Raw genomic sequence first — 22857 nt, 5'->3', positions numbered from 1 at the left:
ATTATTACCTTTTAAATAGTACATGTTGGTAATAACACAATGTTAAGAAAATAGTGAATTCCTTCATTAATAAGACATACTCCGTCAAAGAGTATGTCTTATTTGTCTAAAATGAGTCTTTTTCCACGGAACAATGTTTATGCCATTGGCATGACAAGGCTTTGAAGCTATGGGAAAGAGAAGAAGCCTTTGCTATACTTGCATTGCTCAACGTATGGGCAAACTACATAGGGTATGGGGAGGAATTTGCTTGAAGCTTCAGTGGAAAAACATTCGTAAAGTTCTTGCAGTAGGCTTAGTGTTTATCTTACTTATGACAACATTTATGCCAGCAGCAATGGCGAATAACGGTAAAGGCAAAGGCAATGGCAATGGAAACGGTGGACCACCTGCACATGCGGGCGGACCAAATCGAGTTGTAGAAAGCGTGGAGCAGGTTGATGCAACTAGCTTCCAAGTGACATTTGATAAAACGTATCCAGCAGGGATTCACCCAGACAGAATGATTGATGTCGCATTCATTTTTTCTGACTTAACAATGGTAAACCCTAAAATTACTGACTATGAAGTAGTAAAAAAGAATCGATCCGTTGTGACGATCGAACATAAAAATGATGATTTAACTGGGAAGGCAGGGACGATCTCTGTTAATGACGTCACGGTAGATTTTGACCTTCGTGAGGAAGAGGAGCCCGTTGACCCTGAGGATCCAGCTGATCCTGAAGACCCAACAGACCCAGAGGAGCCAGTAGATCCTCCATTTGATGGATCGACGATTGCTGAAGTAAAGCAGGCAGATTTAAATACGTATCACCGCGTGCGTGGGGAAGTAACTGCAGCATTTGAAGCTGGTGGTCAAACGAATATGTACATTCAAGATGAGACTGCAGGTATTCTTGTACGCGGTCCAGGACTGGGCTCACAGTATGCAATTGGTGACCTTGTCGAATTCGGAGGTAACCTTGAAGCATTCCGTGATTTCCTACAAATTATCGTATCAAGCACAGATGGTTATTCGGAGCTTGTACGAGCTAATGTAAATAGTGTGCAGCCTGAGCTCGTTACTGCTGCAGAGTTTACAGAGCGAGCAGAAGAGCTTGATGCACAGCTTATCCAAATTCAAGATGCATCTGTTTTAAGCAACACAGCGTTTGATGACTTTGATGCAGAGGATGCTACTGGAGCATTCCGCGTTTTAGGGTCAGATGCAAACGTTACGGCAAATACAGATTATGATGTGATGACTGGTGTCGTCAACTATCACTTCTTCGAGCATAAGCTCATGCCACGTTTTGATGAAGACTTAATTGAAGATATTTCTGTCGTACAACCAGTCGTAGCAACTCCAGGCGCTGGTGAAGTTGCTGTCGGGACAGAGGTTCGTCTATCTACATTTACAGACGGAGCAACAATTTACTACACAACAGATGGCTCAACGCCAACGGCAGATAGTGACGTATATTCAAGTCCTATCACGATTACTGCTGACACGACCATTCGTGCCTTAGCTGTAAAAGATGGCCTGACGGAGAGTGTTGTAAGAGACTATGCTTACACGGTTCTTGCAGAAGCAGGTTCCTTACAGATTTATGATATTCAAGGAGCTCAGCACATTTCTCCTTACGAAAATGCAGTAGTTCGTGACGTACCAGGTATTGTTACGTACACACGCAACAATGGATTCTATTTCCAAACTGCAGAATCTGACGGTAACGTAAACACGTCAGAAGGTATCTTTGTTTTCTATCCGCAGCATCAAGTAGCTGTTGGGGATGAAGTTGCCGTTGATGGACGTGTAACGGAATTTGAAGAACAAGGCTTTGATGGTAACGATGATTTAACAACGACTCAAATCGTTGGATCAAGCGCCGACGTGCTATCACAAGGAAATGATCTTCCAGCACCAGTTGTTATCGGTGTGGACCGCGATATTCCAAGTGAGCTTTTAGCAAATCCTAACGCGTATGATATTTACGATCCAGCGACATTTGATGCCGAAAACAATGCATTAGACTTCTATGAAAGCTTAGAAGGAATGCTTGTAGAAATTCCAGGTCAGGTGACGATCACTGGACCACAAAAATACAATGAGTTAACCGTTGTCTCTGAGCAATTCGGACTTGAGAACCGCACGGATGACGGAGGCGTTTATTTAACAGAAACAGACTTAAACACGGAAATCATGTTTGTAAATGCACCGTTTAACTATGTAGCAAAAACAGGTGATTACTTTGAAGAGTCGATTCAGGGAGTTGTCGGTTACAACTTTGGTAACTTCAAAGTCCAGCCTGTAGGCGCCTTGCCTGAGCTACAGGATGGTGGCGCAGAGCGTCGCGAGAATACAACTATTGAGTTTGATGAAGATAAGCTGACAGTTGCAACATATAATGTTGAAAACTACTACAACGGGGTTTCGGCAGAAAAGACACGCCGCCTCGCTGCATCTATGGCAAATGAACTAAATGCTCCTGATATCATCGGTTTAGTCGAGGTCATGGACAACGATGGAGCAACTGACAGTGGCAACACAGACGCCAGTGAGAGCTATCAGCGTCTTATCGATGAAATTCAGCTCCTAGGTGGACCACAGTACGGATTCACTGATATCGCACCAGTTGATGGTCGCGACGGTGGTATTCCAGGCGGTAACATTCGCGTCGGCTACCTCTACCGCACAGACCGTGTAGCTATTGCGCCAGGTGAGAAGGGTACTGCAACAGATGCGCTTGCATTTGACGAAAATGGAGAATTAAACTATGTATCAGGTTTAATTGATCCACAAAACAGTGCGTACCGTTCTTCTCGTAAGCCAATCATGACAGAGTTTATCTTTAAAGGAGAATCTGTTTATGTGGTTGGAAACCACTGGAACTCGAAGCGTGGTGACTTAGCGCCTTTCGGTATGGAGCAACCGGCAACACAAGGAAGCCGCGTTCAGCGTGAAGAGATTGCTGTTCTCGTCTCTGATTTCATCGCGGAACTTAAGCGTAATCAAGAGGACGCAAACGTCGTAGTACTAGGTGACTTCAACGATTTCCCATGGTCACCACCACTGCAAGCGTTAGAGAATGATGGCATGCTTTACAATGCTATTTATGAAGTAGACCGTAATCAACAGTTTACGTATAGCTTTAACGGAAGTTCTCAATCACTAGACTCTATCTACGTTTCTAGCCACCTACAAGAAGGGTTAGACGTTGATGTTATGAATATTAACTCGCAATTCATGGAAGTGCACGGCCGAGCAAGTGACCACGATCCAATGCTTGTTCAACTGACGCTACCAAACATTGATCCAGATTTCGATCTTGGTGACGTGGAGGCTCCAGTCATCACATTCGAGGACGATGCGTTAAACGCTAGCCCTCGTATCGAAATCGCAGCAGGGGAGACGCTTGAGATTCCAGCAGTTACAGCAATCGATAATGTTGATGGCGACGTAACGGATCAAGTAGCGGTTGATGCATCAGGAGTCGACACGACTCGCCCAGGTACGTACTCGATTCGCTACACGGTGACAGACGCAGCCGGCAACACAGCAGTGAAGCTACTAACAGTCGTTGTCACATCTGTATCCGAGCCGATCGAGAACCTCTCCAATGCTTCTTTTGAAAGTTGGAGCGGTGGTTTACCAGAAGGATGGTTTGGATCATCTTCTAACTTTGCGCAGTCACGCGTTGTACAATCTGACGAAGCTCGCTCAGGAGATTCTTCTGTCCAGCTCGTTCGTGATAACACAACTCACCAACGCTTCTCCTCAGCAGATTATTCGATGGAAGCAGGCGCAACGTATGACGTATCGTTCTGGGTAAAAGGACAAGGCGAAGTACGAAACGCTGTCTTTGCACCAGGCTATTTCGGTAATAACTATGGTACGTATTCTGCGTATACAATTGTTGATTCAGACGAATGGCAGCAAGTAAACTGGAGCTTTACAGCACCGGGTGCAGGAGATATGCAACTGATCTTCTCTGTACGTAACACACTTGGCGATCATCTATTAATTGATGACGTTGAGATCACAAAGCAATAAATGATAGTACCCCCGTTTCCTTTCTTAGGAGGCGGGGGTTTTTCATCGCCTTCAAACTATAGATGCTGAAGTGCCAACTAGCTAAGTGATTAGTGCAGCTCTAGCGAGCCAGAGCTGCTAGAGTACTAACTAGTTTTAATCGTATGGAGTAAGAGGAGTCAGCTCTGCGAACGCCCTACGACATTAGCAGGGTCTTACGATAAGCCTACTCGTCAGGCAGAGGTCGACTATCGTCTCCCTCTAAGCGCCATCCTGCGTGGTCTTATCGCAAGCCTGATCCTGCTAATTGTCTCCGAGCATTCTCCGAGTCTGCCTCCTCTTAAGCTTCTTTAGAAAAAGTCCGAAGGGACACAGTCCTTTCATTAGTACCTTGAACTCCTTATTTTACAGGTTACTAGGCGTGGTGCGTTGCCTAGCTTTTAGCTAAGGAATAGTGTTGCTAGTAGCTGCAACGTTCATATAATTTGTATACGGTTCATAAAATCTAATTGCCTAACTGCCGTGCTGTAAAATCCAAAAGTTTTGCAGGAGAACGCTCCTTCTTCACCTGTACGTAGAGATGGAAGACCCGGAGGACATTTGGAGACAATTCATAGGGGAAAGAGGTCTCCCAGATCTCACAGGAAGGCGGTTAGGAGGAGACGGCAGTCGACTCCTGCTGACGAGGAAGCTCAAAGACCGGCCCTATGGATGTCGCAGAGTGTCTGGAGGGCTGACAGCTCGAAGAGCTGATGGAACTAGTTGGCACTTTATTTACATACGTGTAGAAAGCATTCGTACCACCCAAACCTTATTGCCCAAAACCCACATCCCCTGTACAATAGAAGAATCTGGAATACAAAAGGAGTGGCACCATGACAGCTATTAACCAAAATGAACGCATAGCTTCACTCGACGTCATCCGAGGCTTTGCCTTAATCGGAATCTTAATCGCAAACGTATACGCCATGACGTCACTAGGCTTTTTTAAACTAAGCTACGGCATCCCCGTTGCTGATGAAACACAGCTTGATTCCACCATTAGATTATTAATCAATCTATTTGTAGACGGATCCTTTGTCTCCACATTTTCTTTTCTTTTTGGTGTAGGCTTTTATATCTTCATGACTAGAGCTGCTCAAAAAGGATTGCCGGAAAAAAGACTTTTCCTAAGAAGAATGGCAGGACTCGCCGTGTTTGGACTACTTCACCTCATTTTCTTTTGGGTAGGGGACATCCTCTTTACATACGCCTTATCGGGAATCTTCTTACTCTTTTTTCTACGCGTAAAGGCAAAAACAGCACTCATCTGGGCAATAGGACTTTTAACACTATTCTTTTTAATCCTAGCCTCAAGCGCGCTCACACCAGAGGCATTTTTGACGCCCATGCAAGCTCAGGGTATGCAACTCATTAGCCAAGCTCAAGCTGCTTACGCAAACGGTATATCCGTGGAGTGGTTCCGATTTAGACTTGAGAATGAAGTATCTATGGTCGTATCAGGTGCACCATTCCTCATTCCGTACACATTAGGACTCTTTTTACTAGGCTTCTATGCTGCTAAAAAAGAGATCTTCGTCGATCTAGCTAGTAAACGTACATTATTTAAACGACTCGCAATCATTGGATACATCACAGCAATTCCATTTATGGTGCTACTATTATTAGCACATCCAGCAAGCCTGGAGACAGCAAATGGCATGTTCTTATATGACGTTATCCTACGAATCGGCGCACTGCCACTTGCACTCGGCTATATGGCAACCCTTGTGCTAATCGTCAGCGCAGGCAAACTAAAAGGATTAACTGCGCGACTAGGAGCAATGGGACGCATCGCATTAACGAACTACCTCATGCATACCGTCCTAATTGTTCTCTTCGTTCAATTGACCGGCTTCTTCGGCCAAATCAGCATGGCACAAAACATGCTCATCGTAGCAGTGATCATCGCCTTACAGCTCTGGCTAAGCCCACTGTACTTAAGCAAATATCGCTACGGCCCAATGGAGTACATCTGGCGCAGAATCACCTACGGCAAACTATCTTAATAAACAAAGAGACGGACAAGAGCTATTCATGCTCTCATCCGTCTCTTCTTTTTGAAAAAAATATAATCTTGCGGCATCAAATTCAAGATGAAGCTTTCAAACTGTGTTACCATCTATGAAGCAAACTCTTTCGTCACTTTTTAGATCAAACTGGCTGGAATTTAGTTTTCAGTATCGATTCTCCTGCGTTCTCGGCTGGCACTTTCCTAAGGTGCTAGCTCAACTATTTTGCCCGCCCAGCGGTCGTGCAAAAGGATTTTCGCTGCGCGGAAGTGCCCCTCTAGGAGACGCCAGCCTGTGCTTCGCAGAATCGAAGGTAACGGATTTTTAATTACAAGAGCCCATGCCTTTAATTCTTATAACAAGGTAAAAGGTCGTTGCTATACTTTAAGGATTTTTAATTTATTTATTGTATTTATGTTCTTTTTAAATCAAACGCAGAGATGGCAGACCCGGAGGACATTCGGAGACAATCCATGGGAGTAGGAGGTTTTTTGAGATCCCACAGGAGGCGTTCAGGGTAAGGCGACAGCCGCACCCTGCCGACGAGGAAGCTCAAAAGCCGACCCCATGGATGTCGTAGAGTGTCCGGAGGGCTGACAGCTCGGAGAGCAGATTTAAACTGGTTGGAACTTAATCAATCTAGCTCGAAGAGCTAGGCACGAAGGCACTGAACTAATCAGCACTTCATCAATCTAGCCCGAAGGGCTGAAGCACTTGAACTAAACTAGATAGCACTTAACCAGAAAGGACACACCTATGCTACTCGAACTCTTCTTCATCTTTTTAATCTTACTCGCAGGTAGCTTCATCCAAGGCGTCAGCGGCTTTGGGTTCGGCCTGCTCGCCATGAGTTTTTTACCGTTACTCTTCACCGTCAAAGACAGCACGCTTCTCGTTGTCTCACTCGCACTCATCGTGTCAACAAGCATTGCCGTACAGCTCTATAAGCACATTAAATGGCGTGCCCTTTTAGTCATGCTAGCGGCCGCATTTGTCGGGAGAATAGGTGCCTTTTTCATCCTATCCAACTACGGGGAACTACCGATCATGCGCGACTTCTTAGGAGCCTTTTTAATTCTCGTCGTCATCTACCTCTTCTTCGGAAAAGGCCTAACACGATACGTTCCTCGAGTAACGGCTCCTCTTGCGATCACGCTTGGTGCGTTAGGTGGCTTCGTTGGAGGCATTTATGCTGTTGGTGGACCGTTCTTTGTCTTTTTACTTATGCTCATGTTTAAGGACGACAAATATGCCTACAGTGCAAATCTGCAGGTCACGTTTGTCTTTACGAACACAATCACCGTGTTACTTCATGCGTTAAACGGTGATTTCACGAGTAGCTGGCTCCTTTATTTTGCTGTTGGCGTCGTTACCGTATTAATTGGTACACGTCTTGGTGTCGCGTGCTTTACCTATGTTTCTCAAGAGAATACGAAGCGGATCGCAGGCGTGATTGTTGCGATTGCGGCGATCAACTTCCTGCTCTAGCTAGAGGCGATACAGATCTTTGCGTCTATCTTGGAAAACAGGGATATTCTCTCGCACCTCGTGAACGTCGTCGGTCTCAATTGTAGCAAAGAGAAGCTGCTCAGTATGATCGCCTTCTTGTATCACGTTACCGAGTGGATCAATCACAAGTGATTTGCCTCCAAATTCATTGTTAGGATCGGAACCAACACGATTGCAGGCAACGACAAAACACTGATTCTCAATCGCGCGCGCAATTAACAAAGAGCGCCACTGCTCAATACGAGGAGCAGGCCATTCGGCTACAACGTAAAGGGTATTCGGCGTCATTTTAGGGTGGATCATTTGCGTGCGTACCCATTCAGGAAAACGAATGTCGTAGCAAATCAGACCAGCGGCTGGTCCAGACTCTAGCTTAAAGAGACCGCCTTCTTGACCTTCGCTTAAATACTTCTCTTCGTTCATCAAGCGGAATAGGTGAGCTTTACTATACTCCTTCGCGATAGCGCCGTGACGATTAAAGACATACATCGTATTAAAAATGCCATCATCCGTCTTTTTTGCGACGGAGCCAGCAACGATATTGATGCGATAATCTCTGGCCAGTTTAGAAAAATACGTGATCGTATCAACGCCTTCTTCGTCAGCCAGTTCATCCATTTGATCAAGCGCATAGCCTGTTGTAAATAGCTCGGGTAACACGATAATATCAGCGGCTTTACTTGCTGCTTGTTCGATCCATTCCTTTACACGTGCTTTATTTTTTTCTGGATCTGCAAATGCAATATCCATTTGTGCGATCGCAATATTCCATTCCATGTAAAAGCCTCCTATTTGTTTTTTTTTAGTATACCATGTAGCGTTTCTACTCATAAGTATAGGGGAATATCCGATATTAGATAGAGGAGGGATGAGAGATGGAATTCGTCTGGTTTAGAAATGATTTGCGTATACATGACCATGAACCACTTTATAAAGCTTTAGAAGGAGATCAACCGGTGATTGGTGGCTATCTATTTTCCTCTCGTGCGCATGAGTGGTCAGAAGCCGGCTTTCGGAGACAGAGCGCAAAGCGGTCTCGTTTTGAAGTAGAATCTTTATTGGCGCTCCATCAACAGCTTAGTCAGTTAGGAGTGCCGCTTTTATTGCGTGAGGGCTCTGCTATGGAGGAATGGCGTACGTGGTTAAACGAACATAGCATTACGCGCATTCATGCTTACACACATCCTGGGTCGGAGGAGCGAGACGATGAGCAGGCGCTCAAGGAAATCGCAGAAGAGTTTGGCATACAGGTGATATTTTATGAGGGAGATACGCTTTTACATCCGGATGATTTGCCGTTCGAGATGGAGAAGCTTCCTGGTGGCTTTACGAGCTTTCGTAAAAAGATCGAGGATAAGGATATTTTGCCAAGAAAACCATTGCCTCCGCCGTACGAGCAAACCCCGTTTATGCTTGAAGAGCAGGAGAAGAGTGGCAAGGAGCTGATGAGTCGTTTTAGAGAGCTTGAGGCGTCGATTTATGTGAGCGGTGGCGAGCAGGAGGCACTTCGTCGGTTGTATGATTACTACTATGGCTCTAAACATGTGCTGACTTATAAAGAGCGTCGTAACGGCATGCTCGCGATGGACGATAGTTCGAAGTTTTCGCCGTGGCTTGCTAATGGTTCGCTGTCTCCTAGGACTGCCTACTGGAATTTAAAGCAGTTTGAAGAGGAGCATCGTGCCAATGAGTCCACGTATTGGCTTTGGTTTGAGCTCCTTTGGCGGGACTACTTCCACTTCCTTTTACGTCAGAAGGGGGACAAGCTTTTCCTCCAGAGTGGGGTGCAGGGTATGGAGGTCGAGTGGGAGAAGGATATTACAGTATTTGATAAGTGGCGCGATGGAGAGACGGGCTATCCGCTTATCGATGCAGCGATGAAGCAGCTTTCGGCGACAGGCTACATGTCGAATCGAGCACGACAGAACGTCGCAAGCTTTTTGACGAAAAACTTAGGAATCGACTGGCGCTGGGGCGCTGCCTGGTTTGAGTCACAGCTGATTGATTACGATCCTGCGAGCAATTATGGCAACTGGCAGTATGTTGCGGGAGTTGGAACGGATATGCGCAAGTTTCGCGCGTTTCACGTGATCAAGCAAGGGGAGCGCTACGATGAGAAGGGCGAATTTGTACGCTACTTTTTACCCGCATTAAAGCATGTGCCAAACGAGTACATTTATGCACCGTTTCGTATGCCAGAAGATGTTCGCAAGCAGGCGAATGTCCAACTAGGAATTGACTATCCGTTCCCGATTGTGAATTTGCAGGAATCGTTAGACAAGCGTCAAGAAGTCTATAAACAAGCGACATTTAAGAAGTAAAGAAGAATGGAGCACCCGCTGTGGGCGCTCCTTTTTCATGTGATTAAAGGCTAATCCGCTTAATATATTTTGCGGTCACTGGGATTTTTCTCGCATAACGAATGTGAGGAGTCTGGTCATTTAACTCTACGGGCACAGGAGAGAGGTCAAGTAGGTTGCTATGATGGAGCGTCACATGCGCCTGCTGGAGCGGCCACGGCTCGTGCGCAATCTCGCCTACAAACACATTCTTACGCCCGTGCGAATAAAAACGATAGCGCTCCGTCGACCAATAATCAAACGAGTCGCGCGGCGGACTCAAGACATCTCCCTTAGGTCCATAGCTTGCGGCAAACGAGTGCGGCTGATTCGTGCGTCGGTGAGAAAATGTCGTCGCATTCTTTCCTTCCGAAACAAGGATAGACGCGTTTTTATAGGGGAGATAAAAAAACGAATTTGCCACTTTATTAGCAAGACGACTCGTTGCGTCCAGATAAAAAAAGTATACGCCAGGTCGCCCATTAACCGTCACGTATGTCCGAAGATTGAGCTCCGGAAACCGTAAGCTAGACAGACGTGGCAATTTCGTAAGAGAGATATTCGTCATCAAAAACGGTACAACGCCAAGATAGGCGTCGCCGTGATACGTGTCGACCTTCATTCCGACAGGTAGCTGCGCCTGAATGTCATCAGGATTAACGCTGTAGTGCATAAAAAGCACGTGTTCCCAAGTCATGGTGAGCATCATGGTGGCCTCCTCTAGGTAGTTATTGTATGTAGTATAGCTTCTTTTGGAGGAAAATACGTAACAGATGCTTTCAGATCGAAGTAGTGATTCTTCGATTCTCCTGCGCTCCAGGCTGGCGCTTTCCAGAGGGGCTTGCTCAACTATTTCGATCTGCCAAACCAATGGCCGATCGAAAGGATTTTCGCTGCGCGGAAGTGCCCCTCTAAGAGACGCCAGCCTTCGCTCCGGAGAATCGAAGGTAACGGTGCTTTAATTGCACGAACACTTTTTTAATTACATTACTAGACTAGGCCGAAAAGCGTTGCCTAGTTTTGACACTACCTCTTGCTCACGGTACATAAAGCTCGTATATGGTACATAAATTTTCTATATGGTACATAAACTTCACATACTGTACATTAAATAAAGGAACTAGCCCTCAAGGTACATTCATTCCGAGTACGGTACATTTCTTTTGTATACGGTACATAAATTTTTAGTACGGTACATTTACCTCAAATACGGTACATAAAACTCTCAATTGCTAAAGAGCAACTTATCTAAAACCACATATTCAAACAAAGAAGAGCTTTCCCACAAAGAGGAAAGCTCTTTTCTTATGCTCTTTTTAAATCAAACGCAGAGGTGGCAGACCCGGAGGACATTCGGAGACAATCCATAGGGGAAAGAGGTCTTTGAGATCCCACAGGAGGCGCTTAGGAGGAGACGACAGTCGAGTCCTGCCGACGAGGAAGCTCAAAGACCGGCCCTATGGATGTCGTAGAGTGTTCGGAGGGCTGACGGCTTGAAGTGTTACAATTCTCCTTTAAAGTCAAGCATCAACCGCTAGCCTGAAATCAGCGGGAAAAGCATAAGGGCAAGGCTAGCTCAAAAATGCTCGCAATGACCGCAAGCTTTTTGTGATGCTTTTTAGACCGTGGAAGACCACACGGTCAATAGATGTCGTAGAGTGTTCGGAGGGCTGACAGCTCGAAGTGTAGATTTAAACTGTTTGCTACTTAGGCAATTAAAGCTCGAAGAGCTTTAGTATTTGATCTAAACTAGTTAGCCCTTAAGCAACCCACATTTTCAAGAAAAATACATAATTACTATTTACCCAAACTACACTTAGTGATAAAGTGAACAAGTGCAAATATCATAGTAACTTAGGAGGATAACATGCTTCGCAAAATGACGATATTAACAAAGTTTTACCTAGTAATCCTGTCGGTAGTCCTACTTCTCTCAGGAGTGCTTATGGGTATTACATTCACAGAGGTACGCGCAGGAATAGAACGATTTGCTTCAGAGAAAGCAGAAAGTGATATTGCGCTAGCGTCTAGTTACATAGATGAGCGATTTGAGGGACCTTGGCAGATTGTAGACAACGAGCTTTATAAAGGCGACACACGAATGAATGAGAACGAAGAACTGATGGACACGATCGGCGACATGACAAACGGTCTCATCACGATTTTCCAAGGCAGACAGCCAATCACCACTAACCTCATTATCGGTGGCGAACGCGCGGTGAGCGTGGAGGCGACGGGCGAGGTGACAGAGGTTGTTCTAGAGGACGGGATGCCGTATTCTGGTCAGGCTGACATTCTTGGCGATGAGCTATCGACAGCCTATTTACCGATCACTGCCCCTGACGGAGAAATTCTAGGGATGCTATTTACTGCAACCTCACAGGAAGCAGTCAATACGATTATTTCCGACATTGTGACGAAGGTAGTTGTGGCAGTTGTTATTGTGATCGCAGTTATAGCAACCTTACTAGTACTCTTTACGCGGAAAATAAAGCAACGTATTAACACATTAATTAAGCAACTAAAGCTTGCGGGTGCTGGTGATTTGCGTGAAACAGAAGCAGATCCTTATCAGGATGAAATCGGAGAGATTTCGGCAAGCTTTTCCATGACGAAATCCCAGCTGAGAGAGCTGTTCCACGAGGTTTCTCACGCATCAAAGCAATTGGCGGATTCATCTGTACACTTGACGATGACGAGCGAGCAGTCGGCCAAGGCGTCGGAAGAGGTGGCAAATACGGTCGAGGATATCTCGAAGGGTGCAATCGATCAGGCGCACGATACGGAGCAGGGCACAGAACAAATGCAGGAACTTGGCGGATTGGTCGAGCAGGAGCAACGCTTTGTGGCGCTAGTCAATGAGGCGACGGCTGAGATCGGAAAGCTGAAGGATCAAGGATTAGGGCTTGTGCAGGAGCTTGTGTCGAAGACGGCGGATACAGATCGAATGTCTCGCGACGTACATGCGATGATTAGCGAGACAAGTGAAAATACAGAGCGCATCGAGAAGGCAAGTGGGATGATTCGCGCGATCTCGGAGCAGACGAATTTGCTGGCGTTGAACGCGTCGATCGAAGCAGCGCGAGCAGGTGAAGCAGGTAAAGGCTTTGCAGTTGTCGCAGATGAGATTCGAAAGCTCGCTGAGCAGTCGAACACGTTCTCGGAGGAGATTACGACGATTATCGGCGCGCTGTCCGCTAAAACGAGCGAGGCAGTGAAAACGATGGAGCAGTCGAATCAAGTTTCCGCTGAGCAATCGGAGAGTGTCGCAAAAACGACGGACACGTTCCGCGATGTGGCGACGTCGATTGAGCGCATGCGCGAGTCAGTTGGCTCATTGAGCGACTCAGGCGCAGAGCTATTGCGCAAAAAGGAGAGCATCCTCTCGATCATGGAGAATCTATCTGCGATTTCGGAGGAAAATGCAGCGAGCACGGAACAAATGTCAGCAGCAATCGAGGAGCAAACCGCCTCGATCGCAGAGGTAGCTGAATCAAGCGAATCACTAGGCGAGCTAGCGCAGAAACTAGAGCGGAACGTAGGTAGGTTTCAGTATTAGGGAAGGTGGAGTCGTTGGTGTGTAGGGGAGTTATGACAAACTGGCGGTAGGTTATGACAATTTGGTTGGAGGTTATGACATTTCGGTATACAGTTATGACAAACTGGTGGTAGGTTATGACATTTCGGTATACAGTTATGACAAACTGGCGAGAGGTTAGGCATTACGCCAACAATTATGACAAAATAGCTGTCAATAATGACAGTGTGGCAAGGAATAATGACAAAGTGCCTTTCATTTATGACAAACCACTTGTTTTTTATGACAATCCGGCCATCATTTATGACAAATCGCCAATCAATTATGACAACACGCTGAACCGATCGCACCGCACCTCTCAACATTAACATTACCATCAACCCCAACCACCCAACCCGCGCACCAAACAAAAAAGAGGCTCGGATCACTCAATCCGAAGCCTCTTCGCTTTAATCACAAACCCTATTCATGAACGCCTAACGCAAGCTTCGCGTAGCGTGACATCATGGATTTGTCCCACGTTGGACTCCATACGATATCGACATCTACCTTACCAATTTCTTTAAATTCTTGAAGCTCCGTTAGTGCCATTTTAATGTCGTTTACAATCGTTCCTGCAAGTGGGCAACCCATTGAGGTTAATGTCATGACGACTGTAGCGTTGTCTTCTTCGTCAAGTTTAACGTCGTAAATGAGACCAAGGTTTACGATATCGACACCCAGTTCAGGATCGATAACCTTCTCGAGCTCGGCCATTACGCGCTCTTTTGTTTCTTCTTTAGACATGACCATTCCTCCTTTTCTTCTATCATACTAAAAATAACGTTGCAGTTAAACCATACAAGGGTATTTACTATAGATAGCACAATTGCGTTCAAGGGGGCATATCAAAATGGAAGAACTACTTGAAAGTATCACGCCTTATCTTATTATGATGGGCCAAATTTTACTCAGTGCAACGCTCGGCTTTATCATCGGCTGGGATCGCTATGCAAAAAGTAAACCAGCAGGCATTAAAACATATATGTATGTGTGTATCTCCACATGCCTTATCACACTCATCTCGATCTATAGCGTCACGCAATTTGCGGAGATGGCAGACAACGTCATGATGGATCCCATGCGATTAGCCGCACAAATCGTCTCCGGCCTCGGATTCTTAGGCGCAGGCGTCATCCTAAAGGATGGATTGAACGTAACCGGACTCACCTCCGCAGCCATGATCTTCTTCGTAGGCGGCGTCGGCATCGGCATCGCCACAGGCTTCTACGCCATCACCCTCATGGCCGTCGCAACCTCCGTCATCTTCTCGCGCGTCGGGAATATTATTGAGGAAAAAGTGGACGGACGTTCGACATAATTGTAACGTAGCTTCTATACCACTCGTCGAGAGTAAACATTTAGGAACGCTTCTAATACCTCCGGTTCGAACAACCGAAGGGTGACAGTAGGAGAACCTTCGATTCTCCTGCGCTCTCGGCTGGCACTTTCCTGAGGGGCTACCTCAACTATTTCGATCGGCCAACGGCCCCTCGAAAGGATTTTCGGTGCGCGAAAGTACCCCTCTAGGGGACGCCAGCCTTCGCTCCAGAGAATCGAAGGTAACAAGTAATTAATAAATCGAACGCTTTTTTTAATTACATTACTAGGCCAAAGAACGTTGCCTAGTTTCAAAAGCAGTCTGCATCTTAACAGAAGCAAACCATGCTCACGATACATATCTCTCGTCTAAGGTACATTAATTTTTTATAAGGTACATAAATCTCGCATAGCGTACATTCATTCCGATTACGGTACATAAATCTTGAGTACGGTACATTTACCTCAAATACGGTACATAAAATCCTATTTGCCAAAAAGCCACTTATCTCAAACCCATCATTCTAAACAAAGCGGAGCTTTTCTACAAAGAGGAAGGCTCTTTTAAATCAAACGCAGAGGTGGCAGACCCGGAGGACATTCGGAGACAATCCATAGGGGAAAGAGGTCTTTGAGATCCCACAGGAGGCGCAAATTAATGGAGCATCGACCGCTAGCCTGAGAACAGCGTCAAGATCACCCACTGTTCTCTAAGTGCAAGGCTAGCTCAGACTGCAAAGAGCGCATTCTGCGATACTAGTTCAGACCGCAAAGTACGCGGTCTTTGCCGACGAGGAAGCTCAAAGACCGGCCCTATGGATGTCGTAGAGTGTCCGGAGGGCTGACGGCTCGGAGTGTTACGATTCTCCTTTAACGTATAGCATCAACCGCTAGCCTGAAATCAGCGGGAAAACCACCCACTGCTTTCTAAGGGCAAGGCTAGCTCAAAAAGTTCGCAAAGAACGCAAACTTTTTGTAATGCTTTTCAGACCGTGAAGACCACACGGTCAATGGATGTCGTAGAGTGTTCGTAGGGCTGACAGCTCGAAGAGCAGATTTAAACTAATTAGCACTTAATCAATTTAGCCCGAAGGGCTTGTTCTTAAAAAGCTGGGTGGCAATTAGTCATCTTAGCCCAAGGGCTGCTCTAAAAACTAGTTGGCACTTAGGCAATTAAAGCTCGAAGAGCTTTAGTTCTTGATCTAAGCTAATTGGCAATCCATTCACCCAAGCTTCTGTCCCAAAATAAAAAACTTAATAAAAAGCTTTTACAAAGTTGCTTATGAAAACGTATACTTATACCAAGACAAGCGTGTAGGAGTGAGTGCGATGGTATTGAATGTAACTGGCAGCTTTCAGCTGATGAAATCGTTAAATCGTTCTCTTGTGCTAAACATTATTCGCACAGAGACACAAATCTCCCGGACAGAAATTGCAAAACGAGCGAAGCTAACTCCGCCGACTGTATCGTCCATCGTGAGCGAGCTCCTTGAAGAAGGGTTAATTCGTGAAGGAGAAGCGGGCGCATCTAAAGGCGGACGTAAACCAATCTTACTCTCCATTAACGTAAACAATCACTATATTATTGGTATTGACGTAGGGACAGAAGAAGTTCGCGCTGGACTTACGAACCTCAATGCAGACGTCATGGCCTTGCATCGTAAAAAGCTTGTGCCAGGTCTTAAAGCGCATGAGTTTATGGAAATTATTGAAGAGCTAATCGAAACGATTCTACACGAAGAAACCGACTTTTCTAAAATAATAGGGATAGGTATTGGGATGCATGGAATTGTTGATCCGGAGCGAGGCGTGAGTGTGTATGCGCCACACTTTGGCTTCGAGGAAATGCAGATGAGAGAGCAGCTCGAGGCGAGATTTCATTTGCCAGTTAAGGTCGAGAATGATGCCCGCGCGATGGCGTTAGCAGAGCTCTGGTTCGGTGAGGGAACGGATGCGTCGGACATCGTGGTCATTAACGTAGGGGACGGAATCGGTGCCGGATTTATTGTGAAAGGTCGCCTTTATCATGGACGCGACCAGATTGCCGGCGAGATCGGACATATGATTGTGGACCTGAACGGACGGCAATGTACATGCGGAAGCTATGGATGTCTGCATACGGTGGCAAGTGGAATTCGCATTCGAGAGCGTGTCTTACAAGAGCTCACACTGGGACGCAAAACAGCGATTTTAGATCTCGTCCAAGGGGATAAGCACGCGATTACTGGGGAGACCGTCCATCAAGCTGCGCTTCAAGGCGACGCCTATGCCATTGAGGTGCTTGAGGAAGCGGGACGGTTCCTTGGAGTGGGAATCACTAATCTCATCCATATGGTTAACCCCGATAAAATCATCATCGGTGGTGGTGTCTCTAAGGCGGGGGACTTCATATTTACTCCTTTACGTGAGCTTGTTGAAAAGCGGGTAATGACGAAATCGGCAAAGCGGACAGAGATCATTCCATCTAAATTGGAAAACAAAGGAACAATGATCGGAGCAGTGACGCTTGTATTAGCCGAACTATATGACTATTCATCTTAATATAAAAATACGTAAAAAAAGCCTTTTCATTTTGGGAAGATTATGATAAATTGATTTTAAGTTATTAATTTAAATTAAAAAAGTTAGCTATCACGATAGGACAGCGCTTAAGTCTGCAGTAGACCATCAAGATCCATTTTTCACCCAGCAGGCGTAATCGCTTTTCTTTATAAATTGCGTGTAAGCGCATTCAAAAACAAGGGGGAACTAACATGAAACATTGGAAGATGATGCTTGCAACTGCACTATCTGTATCTGTACTTGCCGCATGTGGCGGTAACGATGGCGGAGACGCTAACACAGACACAAACACTGGCACGAACGCTGGCAACAACGCGAATACAGACACAGGCAACAACGAGGGGAACGGCGAAGCAGCTGCATCTGATATCTCAGGCGATGTGACGATCTGGGGTTGGAACGTAGCAGCATTTTCGATGGAGCTTGCAGTAGAAGGCTTCCAAGAGCAGTACCCTGACGTAAATGTAACAGTAGAAGATATTGGACGACTTGACTTATACGATCGTTTAACTGTTGGTCTTGCATCTGGGGGATCAGGTTTACCAGACATCACATTAGTAGAAACAGATCGTCTAGACAACTATATTAGTGAATTCCCAGAAGGGTTCATGAATTTAACAGAGCGTGGCTTCGATGAGTATGAGAGTGCATTTGCACCATCAAAAGTCAACACAATGAAAAATGGAGACGGCGACTTCGTTGCTGCACCATGGGATATCGGTCCAGCCGGTGTATTCTACTACATTCCTCATTTTGAAGCAGCTGGTGTAGAACCAGAATCCATCGAGACGTGGGATGACTTCATGGAGGCTGGAGTGGCGATTGAAGAAGCAACTGGCTCACAAATGGTACCTGGCGATATCGCAGCGGATGATGCTCTATTCCGTATGATGCTTAACCAGCTAGGCACTTACTACTTTGATGACGAAGGCAACATCAACTTAACGTCAGACGAAGCAGTTATGGCACTGACAAAGATTAAAGAAATGCACGATGCTGGTCTTGTAGCGAACGTTAGTGGCTGGGATGGCACAGTAACGGCTACAGTTAATAATCAAGTAGCAACTGTACCGTTTGGCGTATGGTACTCCGGTACAATCATGGATCAGGCTCCAGATCAGTCTGGTGACTGGGGAGTGTTCCCACTTCCAGCATTTGAAGAGGGTGGCAACCGCTACGCAAACCTTGGTGGGTCTGACTTAGCAGTGATTAACTCTACTGACAATCCAGACGCAGCGTACGCGTTCCTTGAGTACTTCACAACAACAGTTGAGCCTCAAATTGCAGCACTTGATGAGTATGGTATCTTCCCATCTCTTCTAGAAACGTATGAAGATCCTTTCTTCTCTGAAGAAGACGAGTTCTTTGGTAGCCAAGCTATCTGGGGTACATTTGCAGAGATTGCAGAAGGCACACCAGCAGCAAACTACACAAGTGACTACGCTCGTGCATTCCGTTATGCATCTGATGCACAGGCAAGCGCACTATTGCAAGGTACAGACCCAGCAGAAGCACTACAAGCTGCAGCTGATCAGCTAGCAAACGAAACAGGTCGTGAGATTAACGAATAATTGAAAAGAGGGGGCTGCCCAAATTGGGCATCCCCAACTTTTTAGCCAAAAAGAAACTTAGTAAAATTAATTAAGTTAGTATGGTGTCTGATCATAGACGCCCAAGAGGGGAGTTACCAAGTATGGCGAAGCAGGCTACGTCACCAAGACGTAAATGGGTTACACCAAAAACCGTACCGTATATTTTCATTTTACCAGCGGTATTATTGTTTATCGTTTTTACGCTTTATCCCGTTATTTCATCGTTAATTTTAAGTTTCCAAACGTCATCAGGAGGCGTATCATCATTCGCTGGACTCGATAACTATCGTCGACTATTTAATGATCCACTTTTTTATCGTGCACTTAGCAACACATTTATCATTTTAATTATTCAAGTACCAATCATGTTGACGCTTGCGGTCATTTTGGCTGTATTAATGAATTCGGTATTACTCAAAGCAAAGTCCTTTTTCCGAATTGCGTTTTTCATGCCAGCAATCACGGCGTTAGTAGCTTACGCGATCGTATTCCGAATGATTTTAGATCAAAATTATGGTTTTGTGAACTATTTTATTTCCTTCGTTGGCATTGATCCTGTTCCATGGCTCAATGATCCGTTTTGGGCGAAAGTAGCTTTAATTGCTGCAGTAACGTGGCGTTGGACAGGGTATAACATGGTTATTTTCTTAGCTGGACTACAAAATATTTCAAAGGACTTATATGAAGCGGCAAGTATTGATGGGGCAGGAAAGATCCGTCAGTTCTTCTCTATTACGCTTCCTCAACTACGTCCAATCTTTTTATTCACATTTGTTTTATCAACAATCGGAACGTTGCAACTCTTTGATGAACCGTTTATTTTAACGCAAGGTGGACCAAATAACTCTACCTTAACGATATCTCTGTACTTATACCGTGCAGGATTCCAAAACTTTGACTTTAACTATGCTTCGGCAATTGCATATGTACTCGTGATTATCATTGCCACACTATCGTGGCTCCAATTTAAAGTGGCAGGTGATCGAGATGACTAATAAAAACAAAGGCAAGCAACTACTAGGCAAAATCGGCATGTATACGCTCCTTTTTATCGGTGTAATCGTCTCGCTCTTTCCTTTCTATTGGATGTTTATTGGAGCGACAAACCCGTCAGGAGCCATCTTTAGTATTCCGCCCAACTTAACGCCAGGCGGACACTTTATGGAAAACCTACGTAACTTAAACGAGTCAGTTGGTATCTGGCGCGTTGTAGGGAACTCGTTGTTTATTACACTAACATTCACGATTCTAAGTGTGTTTATTTGTTCAATGGCAGGCTATGCGTTTGCTAAGTTTAAATTTGCAGGTCGTGAATTCATTTTCTTTATGCTGTTAATTGCGATCATGATTCCGTATCATGTAACGATCATTCCACTCTTTAGAATGATGGGCTCACTTGATTGGATTAACACCTACCAAGCGGTTATTTTACCTAACTTGGCGTATCCATTCGCGATTTTCTTAATGAGACAAAACATGCGCTCCATTCCAGATTCCCTTCTTGAGGCAGCTCGCGTGGATGGTGCTGGAGAATTCCGTATTTTCTTCCGCGTTATTATTCCAACAATGCGTCCAGCGCTTGCAGCTGTTGCGATCTTCCTCTTTATGTTCCAGTGGAATAACTTCCTCTGGCCGCTCGTTATTTTAGGAGATCCAGATATGGCGACGATTCCGGTTGCCCTATCAAGGCTTAATGGGATGTCTCGAATTGACTACGGTCAAATTATGTTAGGCACAACTATTTCAACCCTACCAATCATGGTATTTTTCTTACTACTACAAAAGCAGTTTATCTCCGGTATCCTTGGTGGATCGGTGAAGGAATAAGGGGGGGCTTTACGCGATGTTTATTGGTGTAGATTATTATCCAGAGCAGTGGCCACGAGAGCGCTGGGAGACAGATTTGAAATTAATGAAGGAGCTCGGAATTAATGTGATTCGTATTTCCGAGTTTGGTTGGACGCTTATGGAGCCGGAGGAGGGCACCTATGACTTCTCCTTATACGATGATGCGATCAAGCTCATAACAAGCTATGGGATGAAGGTCGTATTAGGGACCCCGACCGCAACACCTCCTGCCTGGCTGATTCAAAAGTACCCAGAGGTTCTTCCCGCGGACGAAAATGGAGTAACCATAGGCTTTGGAGCAAGGCGACATTACACAGTCAATAGTAAAACGTATCACCTATTATCAAAACGAATAGTAGAAGCGATGGCAAAGCATTACGGAGACCATCCAGATGTGATCGGCTGGCAAACAGATAATGAATACGGTCACGAGAAGTCCGATCGAAGCTATTCAGAGGTTGATCAAGAAGCGTTCCAGGAATGGTTACTGCAAAAGTATGGATCACTTGAAGAGTTAAATCACCGATGGGGCACCGTATTTTGGAGTCAAACGTACGACAACTGGTCACAGATTCCCGTACCGCGAAAGGTGTATCAAGAGCACAATCCGTCTTTATTGCTAGACTTTAATCGCTTTTGTGCAGACGCCTACACAGCGTATAACCGCATGCAGGTGGAAACGCTACGCGAGCACATTCGTGAAGACCAATTCATTACACATAACTTTGTGTATACAGGACTTGCGCAGGATCAAAAGGCAATTGCCGAGGATTTAGACTTTATCTCGTTTGATAATTATCCTGTTTGGGGCGGGCTTGCTGAACCAATTAAACCAGCTGCCATTGCAAGACAGCACGATCTTTGTCGTGGGACGAAAAACGGCAAAGGCTACTGGGTGATGGAGGAACTCTCCGGTGCACAAGGCTGGAGTCAAATTGGTTACTTGCCTCGTCCAGGTCATTTAAAGCTTTGGACGTATCAGGCGATCGCCCGTGGCGCAGAAGCCATTGTGTATTTCCGTTGGAGAGCAGCACGCTTTGGCACAGAGCAGTTTTGTCACGGTATTTTAGATCATGATGGTGTTCCTCGCCGCAAGTATAAAGAAGTAAAAGATGTGATTGACTCCTTAAAGCGTCGTGGAGATGACTTGATTGCGGCGGACTTCCCAGCAGAAGTAGGCTTCTACCATGACCCTGAGAACGACTGGGCGTGGCAAATTCAGCCTCAGTCGGATCAATTCGACTTTATTCAAGAGTTTTTACGCTTTTATGAGCCAGCTCACGCGTTGCAAGTCCAAGGCAACATTATTCGCGATGACGTCGATTTATCGGCGTACAAAGTGATTGTCGTTCCCATCTATTTTCTGACGAAAAAAGGGTTTAATGAAAAGCTTGAGCAATTCGCAAGACAGGGTGGAACGGTGATCTTTAGCTATCGAACAGGGGTGAAGGATCAGGATAATGTGGTGTCTGAGAAGACATTGCCTGGTGAGCTGTCCAACATGTGTGGAATTGAAGTCCATGAGTACGATTCGCTACGCGGAAGTCGTTCGGCTACAGTCAAAGGTACCGCCGCTCCGCTTGAAGGCTTATCAGCAGAATCCTCCGTATGGTGCGACTTTATAGAGCCAACAGAGGCTGAGGTACTGGCAACTTACGAGGATGACGAGTGGTTTAGTGGTCGTGCAGCTATTACGCGTAACTATGTTGGTCGAGGTCAGGTCTATTATATTGGAACAGGTGTTGATCGTAGCATGCTGCTTCCTCTTTACGAGGCGATTTTTAAAGAAGCTGGCATAGAGACAACAGATACACCGGAACCAGTTGAGATGGTCACGCGTGTTGGTGACGATGTGACATATGTGACCGTGTTAAACCATAGCGTGGAAGAGAGCTTTGATGTTAAGCTGCCTGCGGGCAAGTGGATAGATGCATCAAACGGGGAAGAGACGTTTGAAGGTACGCTCACGTTAAAGCCGTTACAGAGTATTATTTTAGAATCGAGCAATTAAATGAGTATGTTACTAAGCCCCATGCCAACGCATGGG

The 22857-nt window shown here is 45.6% G+C and carries 14 protein-coding genes; 11 read left to right on the top strand and 3 right to left on the bottom strand.

Annotation, left to right across the window (positions count from 1 at the left end):
* Positions 1–250: 250 nt before the first annotated feature.
* The 3 genes from FLK61_RS16215 to FLK61_RS16205 all read left to right on the top strand — a co-directional run bounded on the left by FLK61_RS16215 (position 251) and on the right by FLK61_RS16205 (position 7551).
* A complete protein-coding gene (locus FLK61_RS16215) occupies positions 251–4033 on the top strand; it encodes a chitobiase/beta-hexosaminidase C-terminal domain-containing protein (RefSeq protein WP_176010404.1) in 3783 nt (1260 codons plus the stop codon).
* Between the two features lie 854 nt (positions 4034–4887).
* Positions 4888–6060, top strand: a complete 1173-nt coding sequence (locus tag FLK61_RS16210; protein WP_176010403.1) for a DUF418 domain-containing protein — start codon at positions 4888–4890, stop codon at positions 6058–6060.
* 759 nt (positions 6061–6819) lie between these two features.
* Complete coding sequence (locus FLK61_RS16205; RefSeq protein WP_176010402.1) at positions 6820–7551, top strand: sulfite exporter TauE/SafE family protein; 732 nt, start codon at positions 6820–6822, stop codon at positions 7549–7551.
* On the opposite strand, the gene FLK61_RS16200 is transcribed toward FLK61_RS16205, so the two are convergent.
* Positions 7552–8349 (bottom strand): carbon-nitrogen family hydrolase, encoded by a 798-nt coding sequence (locus FLK61_RS16200; RefSeq protein ID WP_176010401.1) that lies wholly within the window; start codon positions 8347–8349, stop codon positions 7552–7554. It abuts the gene before it with no gap.
* Positions 8350–8447: 98 nt separating this feature from the next.
* Between FLK61_RS16200 and FLK61_RS16195 the strand changes: the two genes are divergently transcribed.
* Positions 8448–9893: a DASH family cryptochrome gene (locus tag FLK61_RS16195; protein WP_176010400.1), complete on the top strand. Its 1446-nt coding sequence runs from the start codon at positions 8448–8450 to the stop codon at positions 9891–9893.
* Positions 9894–9936: 43 nt separating this feature from the next.
* Here FLK61_RS16195 and FLK61_RS16190 read toward each other — a convergent pair whose 3' ends face one another.
* A complete protein-coding gene (locus tag FLK61_RS16190; RefSeq protein ID WP_176010399.1) occupies positions 9937–10620 on the bottom strand; it encodes a YqjF family protein in 684 nt (227 codons plus the stop codon).
* A 1158-nt stretch (positions 10621–11778) separates the two neighbouring features.
* On the opposite strand from FLK61_RS16190, the gene FLK61_RS16185 reads away from it, so the two are divergent.
* Entirely contained in the window at positions 11779–13470 is a 1692-nt protein-coding gene (locus FLK61_RS16185; RefSeq protein WP_176010398.1) for a methyl-accepting chemotaxis protein, read from the top strand.
* A gap of 441 nt (positions 13471–13911) precedes the next feature.
* On the opposite strand, the gene FLK61_RS16180 is transcribed toward FLK61_RS16185, so the two are convergent.
* The gene (locus FLK61_RS16180) at positions 13912–14235 is read right to left on the bottom strand and encodes a metal-sulfur cluster assembly factor (RefSeq protein ID WP_430708770.1); all 324 of its coding nucleotides are present in this window, start codon (positions 14233–14235) and stop codon (positions 13912–13914) included.
* A 106-nt stretch (positions 14236–14341) separates the two neighbouring features.
* On the opposite strand from FLK61_RS16180, the gene FLK61_RS16175 reads away from it, so the two are divergent.
* From FLK61_RS16175 to FLK61_RS16150, 6 genes are all read left to right on the top strand, one after another.
* Entirely contained in the window at positions 14342–14809 is a 468-nt protein-coding gene (locus FLK61_RS16175; protein WP_176010396.1) for an MgtC/SapB family protein, read from the top strand.
* Between the two features lie 1328 nt (positions 14810–16137).
* Positions 16138–17349, top strand: a complete 1212-nt coding sequence (locus FLK61_RS16170; protein WP_176010395.1) for an ROK family transcriptional regulator — start codon at positions 16138–16140, stop codon at positions 17347–17349.
* Positions 17350–17561: 212 nt separating this feature from the next.
* A complete protein-coding gene (locus FLK61_RS16165; protein WP_176010394.1) occupies positions 17562–18941 on the top strand; it encodes an ABC transporter substrate-binding protein in 1380 nt (459 codons plus the stop codon).
* A 122-nt stretch (positions 18942–19063) separates the two neighbouring features.
* Positions 19064–19957 (top strand): carbohydrate ABC transporter permease, encoded by an 894-nt coding sequence (locus FLK61_RS16160; protein ID WP_176010393.1) that lies wholly within the window; start codon positions 19064–19066, stop codon positions 19955–19957.
* The gene (locus FLK61_RS16155; protein ID WP_176010392.1) at positions 19950–20789 is read left to right on the top strand and encodes a carbohydrate ABC transporter permease; all 840 of its coding nucleotides are present in this window, start codon (positions 19950–19952) and stop codon (positions 20787–20789) included. The genes FLK61_RS16160 and FLK61_RS16155 overlap by 8 nt, the downstream gene beginning before the upstream one ends.
* A 16-nt stretch (positions 20790–20805) precedes the next feature.
* Positions 20806–22821 (top strand): beta-galactosidase, encoded by a 2016-nt coding sequence (locus FLK61_RS16150; RefSeq protein WP_176010391.1) that lies wholly within the window; start codon positions 20806–20808, stop codon positions 22819–22821.
* Positions 22822–22857: the final 36 nt, after the last annotated feature.

This window comes from Paenalkalicoccus suaedae, assembly GCF_006965545.2.
Taxonomy (GTDB): domain Bacteria; phylum Bacillota; class Bacilli; order Bacillales; family Salisediminibacteriaceae; genus Paenalkalicoccus; species Paenalkalicoccus suaedae.
Note: the sequence above shows the minus strand (reverse complement) of the source record. Positions and strands in the feature narration are given on the sequence as shown.